This window comes from Microcoleus sp. C2D2 (assembly GCF_036702495.1).
Lineage (GTDB): Bacteria > Cyanobacteriota > Cyanobacteriia > Cyanobacteriales > Microcoleaceae > Microcoleus.
The window spans coordinates 136,939-151,177 of the sequence record NZ_JAUBTO010000003.1 but is presented as its reverse complement, the minus strand read 5'-3'; the positions used below and the strand labels follow the sequence as shown (position 1 = coordinate 151,177).

Annotated in this window: 11 protein-coding genes; 8 read left to right on the top strand and 3 right to left on the bottom strand. The window is 46.1% G+C overall.

Translation table 11 applies throughout. The features are described from left to right. Positions 1 to 626: 626 nt before the first annotated feature. A complete protein-coding gene (locus QUB61_RS02270; protein ID WP_333122819.1) occupies positions 627 to 2,441 on the bottom strand; it encodes an FAD-dependent oxidoreductase in 1,815 nt (604 codons plus the stop codon). Positions 2,442 to 2,855: 414 nt separating this feature from the next. Here QUB61_RS02270 and QUB61_RS02265 point away from each other — a divergent pair, with 414 nt between their 5' ends. The 6 genes from QUB61_RS02265 (at position 2,856) to QUB61_RS02240 (ending at position 12,773) form a co-directional block, all read left to right on the top strand. Beyond that, positions 2,856 to 4,289 (top strand): transposase, encoded by a 1,434-nt coding sequence (locus QUB61_RS02265; RefSeq protein WP_333122816.1) that lies wholly within the window; start codon positions 2,856 to 2,858, stop codon positions 4,287 to 4,289. Positions 4,290 to 4,438: 149 nt separating this feature from the next. After that, on the top strand, positions 4,439 to 4,963 hold the full coding sequence (gene cysC / locus QUB61_RS02260) for an adenylyl-sulfate kinase (protein ID WP_333122813.1): 525 nt from the start codon (positions 4,439 to 4,441) through the stop codon (positions 4,961 to 4,963). A gap of 37 nt (positions 4,964 to 5,000) precedes the next feature. Beyond that, positions 5,001 to 6,728, top strand: a complete 1,728-nt coding sequence (locus QUB61_RS02255; protein ID WP_333122809.1) for an SLBB domain-containing protein — start codon at positions 5,001 to 5,003, stop codon at positions 6,726 to 6,728. Positions 6,729 to 6,870: 142 nt separating this feature from the next. After that, entirely contained in the window at positions 6,871 to 9,198 is a 2,328-nt protein-coding gene (locus QUB61_RS02250) for a polysaccharide biosynthesis tyrosine autokinase (protein WP_333122807.1), read from the top strand. Between the two features lie 423 nt (positions 9,199 to 9,621). Beyond that, positions 9,622 to 10,989: an NAD-dependent succinate-semialdehyde dehydrogenase gene (locus tag QUB61_RS02245; protein WP_333122804.1), complete on the top strand. Its 1,368-nt coding sequence runs from the start codon at positions 9,622 to 9,624 to the stop codon at positions 10,987 to 10,989. A gap of 146 nt (positions 10,990 to 11,135) precedes the next feature. Then, complete coding sequence (locus QUB61_RS02240) at positions 11,136 to 12,773, top strand: acetolactate synthase large subunit (protein ID WP_445300162.1); 1,638 nt, start codon at positions 11,136 to 11,138, stop codon at positions 12,771 to 12,773. A 218-nt stretch (positions 12,774 to 12,991) separates the two neighbouring features. Here the strand turns inward: QUB61_RS02240 and QUB61_RS02235 are convergent, their stop codons facing one another. Then, positions 12,992 to 13,219: a type II toxin-antitoxin system HicA family toxin gene (locus QUB61_RS02235; RefSeq protein WP_333122801.1), complete on the bottom strand. Its 228-nt coding sequence runs from the start codon at positions 13,217 to 13,219 to the stop codon at positions 12,992 to 12,994. Beyond that, positions 13,212 to 13,421 (bottom strand): type II toxin-antitoxin system HicB family antitoxin, encoded by a 210-nt coding sequence (locus QUB61_RS02230; protein WP_333122798.1) that lies wholly within the window; start codon positions 13,419 to 13,421, stop codon positions 13,212 to 13,214. Before QUB61_RS02230 ends, QUB61_RS02235 begins: the two co-directional genes overlap by 8 nt. A 138-nt stretch (positions 13,422 to 13,559) precedes the next feature. Between QUB61_RS02230 and QUB61_RS02225 the strand changes: the two genes are divergently transcribed. Both QUB61_RS02225 and QUB61_RS02220 read left to right on the top strand, forming a co-directional pair. Beyond that, a complete protein-coding gene (locus QUB61_RS02225; RefSeq protein WP_333122797.1) occupies positions 13,560 to 13,898 on the top strand; it encodes a DUF6972 family protein in 339 nt (112 codons plus the stop codon). After that, the gene (locus QUB61_RS02220) at positions 13,888 to 14,115 is read left to right on the top strand and encodes a hypothetical protein (protein WP_445243308.1); all 228 of its coding nucleotides are present in this window, start codon (positions 13,888 to 13,890) and stop codon (positions 14,113 to 14,115) included. The genes QUB61_RS02225 and QUB61_RS02220 overlap by 11 nt, the downstream gene beginning before the upstream one ends. Positions 14,116 to 14,239: the final 124 nt, after the last annotated feature.

Below are 14,239 nucleotides of genomic sequence, written 5' to 3'. Positions count from 1 at the left end.
GTGAACTCGCAAAAGCACGTATGGTCGATGTGGAACCAACTAAATAAACAGATCAAGCGTTCCGGCAAGGTTAATCGTAGACACGATTACTTTACCGTTTCTAACTGGAGTTTCCTAGCCAACCTTGAAACCGAGGAAGCGTAAGCACGCTTGAAAGAATGCTTTCACTTACACCGTGGAGTGAGGGATGGACAAATTATCTAGTTTTGGGTAGCTTTGTCCACACATTTAGAAGCGGTAGCCAACGCGCACCCATACCAGAAAAATCAAAAACTTATTAATTAGGTGTACCGTGGGGCACAGGGAAGAGAAGTGATTCTGGCGATTCTTGGGGATCTGTGCCCTAGGCGGGCTGTTTAAATGAGGGTCAATCGATTTTAGATTTGAGATTTTAGATTAAAGAATTGAAGCATTGACCCCACGGATAAATTCGGGGGGCAAGTTTCTCGGATACAGGTTTTTTATTTCTGGACGGATGAATCCGGGGGCTTGTATCCTGGATGCTTTCGGTCAAGACTTGGTTTAATTAAACGGGTTTTAGGTCTAAGTATGGCCGAAAGGATAGACAGTTTAAAGGTATATCAGTGCAACCTTGCAATCGAGCGAGGCTTGGGCCCGCTTGAGTTTCAACTCTTCAATTCTACTGATACCGACAGCAGCCAAGCACCGGCAAAATTCAGCCTGCCCCATACTGTCAGGGGCTTTTCGGTTTCGCAACTCTGTAAAAATCTGTCGGTTTCCGAGTCCAAAGTCACGAGTTGCCAAGTTTGACCGGCTAAGGATGCGGGACTTGTCAGCGTTAGTGTCCAGTCTTGTTCGCCGAGGCGGCGGAAAATGCCGGAAAATTGGCTGTGGGTATTTGCTGTTTGACGGCTTTTTTTCTCTACTGACTCCGGACATTCGCCGCTGGCGGGATATGCTTGAGGTCGATCGAGATAATAGCGCTGCCAATCGAGCCAATCCGATCGCCCCCGTGTCAAATTAAATAAAGGAATAACCGCCGCACTCGCCTCGGAATCTTGCAGCAAAGCGAATTGCAAAACTCTCACCGGCAACTCCCGCGGCTGACATCCAGATTCCGCGCACAAAGCCGCCGCCATCCCCGCCGCCTGTCCAATATTCATTACCGTCGGTTGCAAGCGAGTTGCACCGTTGGCGATGTGAGAGACGGAAATATTTTTTTCGCAGACTAGCAAACCGTCTGTACTCGCAGGAATTAGCGCGCTGTAAGGAATGGTAAACGGAGTTCCCGTCCAGCGGCCACCCCAGCGGATCGATTTTGGCTGCAAGGGAATGTCGCCACTGGTGTAGTGGTGGTCATTAGCGTAGTTGCCGATAGCCACCGCGGAGCAAATTCCCTCGGCATTGATTGGCAACGAAGCTACTTTTCCACCGACAACAGGCAAAATATCTTGTTCTGTGACTGTACTTATCCCTCGCAAGCGGCGACTTTCTCGGTAGTAAGGATGTAAGGCGAAGGAAGGAAGAAGGGAAGAATTTTGTTGATTTTCGATCTTTGAAATCGGGAAAATGTTCTTTGCTAAGCCGTAGCGGGGGCCGAGTTGGGTTTGAATGTAGCGGGCGAAACTTTGAGTGTGCCACAGACTTTCTTGGAGGAATTCTTGTCGAGATGCTTCAGATTTAATGAGTCGATCGACTCCTTCACCATAATCATTACCTCGAATCGGCCAATTAATCATCAACAATCCGCCCGGAAGCCGGCCATAATTGAGAAATTGCTCGGGAGTGTAACCGTCCCAAGCACCAGTAAATCGATCGGGATTGTCAAGAGGCGGCGCGGGAATTTCTGGCGCCACCGCACCTAAGCCAAAATCCTGCATAATTGCCACCCAAGTCGGAGCTTGCACCGAATACCGCTCTGTCAGAGCATTAGAGGCAGCCGGCGCGCTGGGTTCTCCCCACTCGGCTTGAAATTCCCAACCCCAGCGGTGCCCAACTTCAGCTAAAGCCAGCAAATCTCCCAATTCCGTTGCATCCAAAGTGATTTTGGCCGAAACCGTAAAATCTGCAAACCGGACGCCTGAAATGCGAGATCCTTCCTTTAGCACATCTTGAGCAGTTTGTCCAGAAATCCAGTGCAAATTCGGCAAACATTTAACCCAATCAGCGAAAATTTCAGCACCGGTGCGGGGATCGTAAGTAAAAAAACTGACCCAGCCCCAATCCAAACCTCCCGGCTGTCGCTGCTGGAGTTCCCGGAGAAACGCGCCCCACAAACCGGTTTGAAAAGCTGCTAATTCATTGCCATCGGGGGCCGAAACGCCAGCGGAAGTCAGCATTCCTCCCAGCCAGGGGAATTCGCTTACTAAAATAGTTTTGGCACCTCGGCGGGCTGCTTGCACGGCAGCAGCGGTGCCGCCGGTGCCGCCACCGACTACCAAAACATCTGCTTTCAAAACGGAAAACATAGGCAATACCATTTGAGATTTTAGAATTTAGATTTTAGATTGGGAAGGGATCAGTAAGGTGATGGGTGCGCTACGGATAGATGTTCGGCGTTTGTTATCGCCCATTGAATGTAAGGGTACACAGGCGGCGCACCCTACGGATTTTAAAATTAGCTCTTTCTCCTCTTCCCTCTGCCTCTGTGTCCTCTGCGTCCTCTGCGGTTAACAACCAGCCGGGAAGTCCCTCGGTATATTTAGAGGGGATATATCAGAGCGCTGCGCGAAGTACCCCGAATAAATTACCGTAGGGATGTCCAGAAGCGTCGGGTGTCGCGGACGGAAACCGACAATTAGACATTGCGAGTACCTTTAATTTTGATGTACTTTCTAAACATTAAATCAAAAGAAATGGTACATTAAGGTAGGTCGAAAAAAGGAATTTAAAAAATGCAACTCACGTACAAATACCGCCTCAAACCCACAAAAGCCCAACTAACAACTATTGTGGCTCATTTAGAACTCTGCCGTCGGCAGTACAACTACCGACTCGGCGAAAGATTTAGGTGGTGGGAAGCCACGAGAACACCTATCAACGCCTGCCCATTGATTGTTTCGATAGTCCCGATTGAGGAAATTTATCAAAATATTCCCTTAACTAGGGTGCAAACTAGGGACGGCAGAAAAAAGGATGAGTCAGGCAATTGTTTGACCAATAAAGGTGATGTTTTCTCGAACATTGAAGGCGGATATGTACAGTGGCAAACGATACAAATTGCCGACCTAAAAAACACCAAAAAACTATTTCCTGACTACAAAGCGTTGGATTCTCAGGTTTTGCAAGATGTTGTCAACAGAGTTGAAACTTCCTTTTCAAATTTCACCACGCCCGATAAAAACGGCAATCGTAGAGGGAAGCCCAGATTCAAAGGGCTTCACTACTACAAATCCTTCACTTATCCTCAACTAGATAACTTAGATATTGTCAAGGACGAGCAAGATAGGATTTGTATTAGTCTCGCCAAAATAGGTCAAGTGCCTATGGTTTTCCACCGTCCAATACCAACAAAGTTCAAAGTTAAGACGGGTACAGTTATCCCAGAAGCGGATGGGTGGTATATTTCCCTGACGCTAGAAGATAAAACGGTTCCCGTAACGGTTGCAGAAATTCAACCGACTGAAGAAAATACTGTTGGTATTGATTTGGGAATAACCAATTACGTTTACCTATCCAATGGCGAAAGGGTTGAGAATCCTAGGTTTTTAAGGAAGTCGGCCCAGAAATTAGCAAGACTTCAAGCGAAGTTAGCTAATAGAGTTAAGGGTTCTAAGCCTTGGAAAGTTATCAAGGACAAGATTTCCAAACTCCATCAGTTCGTAGCTAGAGCTAGATTAGATTTTCAATTCAAAACTGCACATGAGTTACTTAGCAAGTGTGAAGTTTTAGTTGTTGAAGACTTGAGTGTTAAAAATCTAACTAGACGCGCCCAGCCTAAAACTGACATTGAGAATGGCAATTTGGTTTATTTGCCGAACGGCCAGTCAGCAAAAAGTGGCTTGAACAAATCCATGCTTGATGCTGCTCACGGACAATTCGCCAGCGTTCTCAAATATGTTGCTTGGAAGTTAGGTAAAACTGTTCTATTTGTTGACCCCAAAGGAACTTCTCAACATTGCTGGGATTGCCTCAACAAAGTTCCGAAAGAATTATCAGATCGGTGGCATTCTTGTCAGTGTGGAGAATCCTTGGATCGAGATGAAAATTCAGCCAAACTTATAAAGAAGATTGGATTGAGTTACGAAAGTGGCGGGGGAACTCCGTCACTCAAAAAAGCATTTGAAAAAAAGGAAAAAGAAGCCTGCGGTCTAACTGTACTCAGTTGACCGTCAGGTTAGTTCACTAAAAAAAATTAGTTATTGTGAGAGTCAGATCGCATCTCAAATCAAAAAGAATCAGAAAATGGGGAACCGAGACAGTAAAATAATACGTCGCGTAATTTCCCCACTATTCACTACTAACCAAGCAATTGAAAATGGAAAAAGGTTTTATTTTGTGGTTCACCGGGCTGAGCGGTTCCGGCAAGACAACTATCACCAAAGCTCTCGAACCCGAATTGAAGGCAAGAGGTTGCAAAGTTGAAATATTGGATGGAGATGTCGTTCGCACCAACTTGTCAAAAGGTTTGGGATTTAGCCAAGAAGACCGAGATACTAATATTCGGCGGATTGGATTTGTAGCTCACCTGCTGAGCCGCAATGGAGTAGCCGCAATGACCGCAGCTATTAGCCCCTACAGAGCAATTCGCGACGAAATTAGAGCAATGGAGCCAAATTTTGTTGAAGTATATGTCACAGCGCCGTTAGAAGTGTGCGAAGGTCGCGATGTCAAGGGGCTGTACGCTAAGGCCAGAGCAGGAGAAATTAAGGGTTTTACCGGAATAGACGATCCTTATGAAGAACCGGTCAATCCTGAGATTATTTGTTACACAGAGCGAGAAAGTGTGGAAGAGAGTGTTAAAAAAGTTCTGACCAAGTTAGAGCAGTTGGGTTACATTTGAGGTTGGCAGGGTTGGATGAGCATAAAGGCAAAAAGCGATGGTGGTGAAAATTTATTTGCGCGGCGTGCAACTTGAGAAAAAATCTCACCCTTGTGTCCCCTTCGCGGAGAGTCCAAGGGAAGAATTTCTCCCGTTTCCTGCAAGGAGAGGATTTGAGGGAGACGTTTCCAGCAAAAGCTGCAAGCTGGGTTATTGGGCAAGCAATGCTGTCAAAAGTTTAATGATTCAAAGTTTAACAGTGTCAGTGCTGGCGGCGGCGGTGGGTTCATCTCCTGCAGCGGCGCAGTTTTTGCCTCCTCCTCCTCCTCCTGCTTCGGGTTCTCCTGTTGCTGTACCGGTACCTCTAGCACCGGGATTTCAGGGATTTCCGGCAAGTGCACCTTCAAGTGTACGATCGGAAGTTTACACTTTGGGAGCGGGCGATCGCATTCAAATGGACATCTTCAACGTCCCGGAATACAGCGGCCCCAACGGTCAACACCAAGTACAGGCAGACGGTTCCCTGAGTTTGCCGTTAATTGGCAGCGTTTCGGTGTACGGGATGACCTTAGAACAAGCTTCTAATGCTGTTAAAGACCGATACGGCAAATACCTCAAACGTCCTTGGATTACCCTGAAACTGCTAGCGCCGCGTCCTTTGCAAATTGCGATCGCGGGCGAAATCAACCGCCCCGGAGCTTATACAATATCCTCAGCAGCAGGTCCCGGAGGCACAGCAGAGCAAATGGGAACTCAAATGCCGACAATATCGCGGGCTCTGCGAATGGCCGGCGGAATTACGCAGTCAGCAGACGTGCGGCAAATCAAAATCCGCCGCCCCCAGCGCAACGCAGCGGAACAAATTATTAGTGTGGATTTGTGGGAATTATTGCAAAACGGCGATTTGCGGGCCGATATGACTTTGCGCGACGGCGATACTATATTTATTCCCACTGTAACTAGCCTCAACCGCCAAGAAGCACCAACTTTAGCAGTAGCTAATATTACCGGACAAAGCACTCAACCAATTAATATTGCTGTGGTGGGCGAAGTAACTCGCCCCGGTACTTATACTTTGGCAAGAGATGTTCAAAGTAGGGTACAAGAGAATGAAATGGGTGCAAATTCAGGTTTGTTTGCTGCCAAGGAAACAGACGGCGGGGAAACTGTTTTGCAGCAAACTGTAACGAGGGCAATTAAAATGGCGGGCGGCATTACGCCGATAGCTGATATCAGACAAATACAAGTTCGCCGCCTGACACGGGCGGGTACAGAACAAATTATTAATGTGAATTTGTGGCAACTTTTGGAAGGGGGAGATGTATCCCAAGATTTAGCGCTGCAACAGGGAGATACGGTAATCGTTCCCAAAGCTGAAAATCTCGATGCAGCCCCAGACGAACAAGTTGCTAATTCTAATTTTTCACCGGATACAATTAAGGTGAACATTGTGGGAGAAGTCGTGAAACCCGGATCGATTGCTATGGTGCCCAACACTACTTTAAATCAAGCGCTGGTAGCAGCGGGAGGTTTTAATAAAGCGCGGGCCCAAATGGATTCGGTGGATTTAATTCGCCTCAATCCTAACGGCACTGTTTCGCAGCTAACTGTTAAGGTGAATTTTTCCGCAACAGCAAATCAAGAAACTAATCCCAAACTGCAAAATAATGATGTAATTATGGTAAGGCGATCGGGCCGCGCTACGTTCTCGGATAATGTAGGCGGGACTCTCGCTCCTTTAAGCCCCCTGTTAGGAATATTTCGATTGTTCAATATTTTTCAGTGATTTGAATAGACTAGCATTAAGGTCTCAGAAACCCGCTTTCTAGAAAAGTTTTCGGTTTGCTAACGAAATTATAGGAATCAACCGGGTTTCTGAAACGGCGCCAACGGTACAGACAGTTAAACTAATAAGTTGTAGAAATCAAATGAAACCAGGGAAAAGATCTCAATTAGCACTGTTTAATAACCCTAAAAAAACCGCCGATCTGCAAAAAATATCTTCCGTGCTTTATGAAGAAGATCAATTTTTAGGCATAAACCAAACAGAGGAAGAAGAGTTAAGTTTTTGGGAAGTTTGCCGCAATCGCTCCCTCTTAGTCATCGGCGTAGCTGCGGCAGTGACTACCGGGGTTTTCGCCTGGACGCTGACTCAAAAAAGCGAATACGAAGGGCGCTTTCAATTATTAGTAGAACCAGCAGTTACGCAAAATACTTTAGCCAAGATATACTCCGGTGAGCTGAAAGTGCAACCAGCGGCCCCCGCAACGACAGAAAATGCCGGTTTTGACTACGAATCGCAAATTCAAGTTTTGCAAAGCCCGCAAGTAATGTCGCCGATTATTAAACAGTTGCAGGCTAAATATCCGGAAATAAATTACAACTACCTCTTGAACCAAAAAGCCGATAATTTGCCGTTTTCTCAGGAAACCAGGCTGTCAATCAATCGGTTCAGAAATACCAAAATTATCGAAGTTAGATATCGGGATTATGACCCGAAAAAAATTCAGTTTGTTTTGGAAAAAGTTGCGCTAGGCTACCGCAACTACAGCGTGCAAGATACCACAACTCAAATTAGTCAGACTCTGGATTTTGTGAAATCGCAAATTCCCAACCAGCAAAAGCGCCAACAAGCTCTGCAAACAGAAATTCAAAAGTTGCGGCAGCAGTACAATTTCATCGACCCGCAAATTCAAACCCAACAACTGGCGCAGCAAATCAGCCAACTTCAAACGCAAAGATTGGACGCGCAAACGCAGCTAAATCAGCAGAGATTGCTCTATTCCAATCTCCAAAATCAGCTCGGACTGAACCAGAAGCAAGCGCTGATGGCTTCGGCTCTGAGTCAAGCTCCCCGCTATCAAGCGATGCTGACTCAATTGCAGCAATTAGAAGGGCAAATTGCGATTAACTCGGCTACGTTTACAGACGAAACTCCGCAAATGCAATTGTTGCGAGAACAGCGCAAAAACCTAATTCCTGTGTTGAAGAAAGAAGCCCAAGAGGTTCTGGGAACTGATTTGGCTAAGGTAAATTCGCAAGTGCTGGCTTTTCAAGATCCGGTGCGGATTAAGTTAATCGAGCAGTTTATTGGTACTGCTAATTTAATTCAGGTGCTGGGCGTGCGGAATCAAGTTTTGGAACAAGCTGCTAAGCAGTTGAATCAATACTCTCAAGGATTACCGGTGATTTTGCGGCGCTATTCGGATTTGCAGCGCGAGTTGGATTTGACTAACAATACGCTGAATAGTTTGCTGGCAAAACAGCAAGCTTTGCAGCTTGAATCAGTGGGTAAAAAAGAGGTGGCTTGGGAAGTTATTGCTAAGCCGGAAATTCCGCGCTACAAAAATGGCGAGTTGATGGCTGTTGCTCCGATTATGCCTTTGAATTTGGCTTTGGGAGGATTGGCTGGTTTGCTGTTCGGTATGCTGGCGGCGCAGTTGGCGGAACGGTTTAACAATAAAACGGTGTTCCAAACTCCGGAGGATGTCAAACATTCGATTCGGCTGCCTTTGTTGGGGGTGATTCCTGCTAGCGATAAAATTTTGAGACTTCCTCCTGCTGAGACAAGTTCGGTGGATGTGGCAAGTTCGCCGATGCCGACGGATGCTTTTCAAGAAGCTTTTCGATCGCTCAATGCTAATATTCGGTTGCTAAACGTTGATACTCCGATCAATTCTTGTGTAATTACTTCTTGTCAAGTAGCTGACGGCAAGTCTACTGTCGCAGTAAATCTGGCGCGGGCGGCGGCTGCAATGGGCCAGCAAGTGCTGTTGGTGGATGCGGATTTGCGGCGCCCGCAGGTACACGAAATGCTGGGTTTACCGAATTGGCAAGGCTTACACAATGCGATCGCGGATGATGTGGATGTGGAAAAGTTGATTTTGCGATCGCCCCGCGATGAAAATTTGTTTGTGTTAACTTCCGGTCCGGTTCCTCTCGATCCCACAAAGGTGCTTTCTTCCAAAAAAATGCAGCATTTAATGGCAGCTTTGTCAAGTCATTTTGACTTAGTTATTTACGATACTGCGCCGCTTTTAGGTTTGGCGGATGCGAATTTGTTGGCGGCTCACACTAACGGATTGATGCTGGTAGTGGGGCTGCATCAAACTGAGCGGGAGGCGCTGGTGTTGGCTTTTGAAGATTTGAAAATGGCGGGGATTCCGCTGTTGGGAATGGTGGCGAATAACGATAAGGGCAGCAGGTATTACTATCAGTCTTACGTGCAGGATTACGTCCAGGAACAGTCTGTTTGAGGGAGAGGAATTGAGAAATGTAGAGGGGAACAGGCCGTCGGGCCTGTTAAGCGAGAATTCTGCAAGATGTCTGTTTTAATTTTTAACTTTGTATAGAAGTCTCGCTCCCCCTCGCATCCCCCTTAAGAAGGGGGACTTTAAGAGATGATTCGGATATGAAAATCGCTCAAGAGCCAAACGAAGTCCCTCTGTAAGAGACTAAGAGAGCCAGTTGAAGAACGAATTTTCTTAAGATTTGCGATCGAGACTCTGGACTATAATTAAAAGTAGAGAGTTTTAAACAAATCACGACACTTGCAAATTCGCAAGACTTGAAAGAAAACGTGGCTGGTAAATTCCCATTTTGTAATAGGTTGATACAAATCCCCGCCTAGCTTGAAAACTAGAGGGGGTTTTTGTGTTTTTCAGGCAGGAGATGAAACAATGGCTATTGCTACTATCAACCCGGCAACGGGAGAAACGCTGAAAACTTTCGAGGCGATCTCCTCGGAGGCAATAGAAGCTAAGCTGGAATTAGCACAGCAAGCTTTTAACAAATACCGCCACCTGCCATTTGAGCAGCGAGCTCTGTGGATGCAAAAAGCGGCAGATATCTTGGAGCGCGATCGCGAAATTTACGCTGAAATGATGACCCTGGAAATGGGCAAAACGCTCAAATCTGCGATCGGCGAAGTGGAAAAATGCGCCTTAGTTTGCCGCTATTACGCCAAAAATGCGGCTCAGTTTATGGCAGACGTACCGGCAACCACTGACGCTAGCAGCAGCTTTGTTCGCTACCAACCACTAGGGGCTATTTTAGCCGTCATGCCGTGGAATTTGCCATTTTGGCAAGTTTTTCGGTTTGCGGCGCCGGCGCTGATGGCGGGCAATGTCGGCTTGCTAAAACACGCTTCCAACGTGCCGCAGTGCGCTTTGAAAATAGAGGAAATTTTCACGGAAGCGGGCTTTCCCGAAGGCGTTTTTCAAACTTTGTTAGTGGGCGCCGACAAAGTAGCCGATATCGTTGCGGACGATCGGATCAAAGCAGCAACCCTCACCGGCAGCGAACCTGCAGGTGCTAGTTTAGCAGCAAATGCGGGCAAAAACTTGAAAAAAGTTGTACTGGAATTAGGAGGAAGCGACCCCTTTATAGTGATGCCCAGTGCTGATTTAGCAGCAGCTTTATCAACTGCTGTGACATCGCGGATGCTAAATAACGGTCAATCTTGCATCGCGGCCAAACGCTTTATTTTAGCAGAAGATATCGCCGACGAATTCATCAAAGGATTTGTCGAAAAAATCGAGCAATTAAAAGTAGGCGATCCGATGTTGCCCGAAACCGATATCGGCCCTTTAGCTACTCCAGCAATCCTCAAAGACTTGGACAATCAAGTGCAAACTTGCATCCAATCGGGAGCAAAACTTCTGACAGGTGGCCGCGCATTGTCAGAGAATGCCGGTAATTTCTACTTGCCAACTATTCTGGCAGAGATTCCCCCGGATGCTGCGGCGCGTCAAGAAGAATTTTTCGGTCCGGTAGCTTTAGTATTCCGGGTTGCAGGCATCGATGAGGCGATCGAACTCGCAAACAGCACATCTTTTGGCTTGGGTGCGACGGCTTGGACTACAGTAAGAGAAGAGAGCGATCGGTTTATTTCCGAACTAGAAGCAGGCGCCGTATTCATCAACGGCTTAGTAAAATCAGACCCCAGATTGCCCTTTGGCGGCATCAAACGCTCCGGTTACGGACGCGAATTGAGCATCCAAGGAATCCACGAATTTGTCAACATTAAAACAGTGTGGGTAAAATAAGTAAAACTCGATACACTGCTCGTAAAAATATTATTAATTAATCTGCGTTAATCCGCGTTTGTCTGCGGCTAACCGAAATTAATTGAGTATTTTTACGAGAATTTGACCCGATAAAAAATCCACACTTACAGAGGAAAAAAACGGAAATGAACACTGCTCAACTACTCGTAAAATGTTTAGAAAACGAAGGAGTGGAATACGTCTTCGGGCTTCCAGGCGAAGAAAACTTAGAAGTTTTAGAAGCCCTGAGAAACTCTTCAATTAAATTTATTACTACTCGTCACGAACAAGGCGCCGCCTTCATGGCAGACGTTTACGGCCGCCTCACCGGCAAAGCAGGCGTTTGTTTGTCCACCTTGGGACCGGGCGCAACTAACTTAATGACAGGAGTTGCTGATGCTAACTTAGACGGAGCTCCTTTAATAGCAATTACCGGACAAGTGGGCACAGACAGAATGCACATTGAATCGCACCAATATTTAGATTTGGTCGCCATGTTTGCACCTGTTACTAAGTGGAATGCTCAAATTGTCCGACCCAGCACGACGGCAGAAATTGTCCGCAAAGCCTTTAAAGTAGCTCAAAGTGAAAAGCCGGGAGCAGTTCATATTGACTTGCCAGAAAACATCGCAGCAATGACTGTTGAAGGACATCCGCTAACCCAAGACAACCGCGAAAAAACTTTTGGGGCTTATCAAAGCCTGAATAAAGCGGCTGTGGCAATTTCCAAGGCAAAAAGTCCTCTGATGTTAGTAGGAAATGGCACGATCCGCGCTAATGCCAGCGAGGCTTTGACACAATTTGCTACTCGATTGAATATTCCTGTAGCTAATACTTTCATGGGCAAAGGCGTAATTCCTTACACTCATCCTTTGGCACTTTGGACGACGGGATTGCAAAAACGGGATTACATTAGCTGTGCTTTTGAAGAAACGGATTTAGTGATTGCTGTTGGCTACGATTTGATTGAATATTCCCCGAAAAAGTGGAATCCAGACGGGAAAATCCCGATTATTCATATTGGAGCTCTGGCAGCAGAAATTGACAGCAGTTATATTCCTCTGGTTGAAGTTGTGGGGGATATTTCTGATTCCCTCAATGAAATTTTGCAGCGTGCCGATCGCATGGAGAAAGTAGACCCTTTTGCTAAGCAATTGCGGGCGGATATTCGCGCTGGGTACGAACAATATGCAGCCGACGACGGTTTCCCGATCAAGCCGCAAAAACTCATTTACGATTTGCGGCAAGTCATGGGCCCGGAAGATATTGTGATATCTGATGTGGGAGCTCACAAAATGTGGATGGCGCGGCACTATCATTGCGATCGCCCGAATACGTGTTTGATTTCCAACGGATTTGCGGCGATGGGAATTGCGATTCCGGGCGCGGTGGCTGCAAAACTCGTTTATCCCGATCGCAAAGTAGTAGCAGTCACCGGCGACGGCGGCTTTATGATGAATTGTCAGGAGTTAGAAACTGCTTTGCGTGTCGGTACTAATTTTGTGACGCTGATCTTTAATGACGGCGGTTACGGGTTGATTGAATGGAAGCAGCAAGATTATTTTGGTCATTCAGATTTCGTCAAATTTGGCAATCCAGACTTTGTTAAATTTGCCGAAAGTATGGGTTTAAAAGGCTATCGAGTGGAAGCTGCAACGGATTTAATTCCGATTCTGAAAGAAGCCCTTGCTCAAGATGTCCCTTGCGTGATTGACTGTCCGGTAGACTACCGGGAGAATGCGCGTTTCAGTCAATTATCTGGGGATATGAGTTGCAATATCTAAGAGTAGCCGAAATCAGGACACGGCTGTGCCGTTTCCCTACTGTTAATCTGGCGATGGTTACATCCTGAAAGTGCGATGGATTATTTTGGGGGAGGGAAACGGCATTGCCGTTCCCTCCATCGCTGTCTTGTTGAGGGTTATGTGCGATCGCACTTTTTGACAATTTGGGGTGTAAGGGCGATCGGGTTTTACTTTTCTATAATTTATGAGTTTGGCACTTATAAATTCGCTATAAACTCATCGGGTGTGATCTTTGCTTGCTTGAGAACACCGCTGAGAGTACCAATTTTTAACTCGCGGTGGAGTGGCACAACGCAAACAATTTCTCCGTCTGGGAGAGGTTTTTTGAGGACAATATGGCTACCCGTTTGCCTAGCTTGATAAAAGCCTAAACGTTCTAGTACACAAATTACTTCTAGGCTTGATATTCTGGGCAATTTAGGCATAGCTAACCTCTATGCTCGTTACAAACCTGGGACTTATTTTTGGTAAGGGACACTCTTCTAAATAGAGTTTTGTAGCTTCTTTGAGGTTGGCGATTGCTTCTTCTATGGTTTCGCCTTGGTCAACTGTGCCGACTTCTGGACATTCGGCAATGTACATATCTTCTTCTTTGTAAATGATGGCTGTGAAGCTTTGAGTGTTCATAAGGTTTTTGCTTCCATCATCAGAGGTTGCTTGCTTTCTATTACCTAGTGTATCTCGGATGAAGAATTTTTACAAGTATAGGGGGGAAGATGGGCGGTCGCATGATTTAATCATACTTGTATGCTCAGTAATTAATTAATGAGTGGAATTAATCGCCAAATCACCCTTGACAGCAGGCACATTGCTAAACACTTGCCAGACACGCCACAAATGAGAAGACTGCTTAATAAAGGACGTGCTGCTCATATTTTTAACGATGAGGCTACTATGAATCAGGTAGCTCAAGCCATAATAGAAGAGGGAGAATTTACAGGTACGATTCGGGGCTACGATCGTTATGGTATGTTTTTTGCTGAATCAATTGGTTATAGAGTTGACCCGGATGGTAGCCGTCTTTTACTTTACTACGGAGAGATAAAAATTGATGCAGAAAACCGATACCACGTTACGCCTCGAAGCCGATTTAGTGAAGAATAACTGGGAATTTACAGAGGTATGGATCGATCCCAATCTTTCACCGCCTTATCTGCTTTTGTTACTAAGTGACGCTGAGGGAAATTGTCGGATATACGATCCGGCTGAGGGTTATAAAGTTGTGTTTTCTAGTCAGAGTTATGATGAGGCGCAGTATTGGCTTTTAGAGGATGAGTATGAACCCGTAGAAGGGCGGCTGAGTGTGTCGGAGTTAGCTTGAATAATTCATGTAGGGGCGATTCCCTACGGGATAGCTGCGCTTCACGCGCTTTTTGACAATTTGGGGTGTAAGGGCGATCGCTAAACTTGTCAGGTAATTATGGTCATCTAAAAGTTAGGTAACT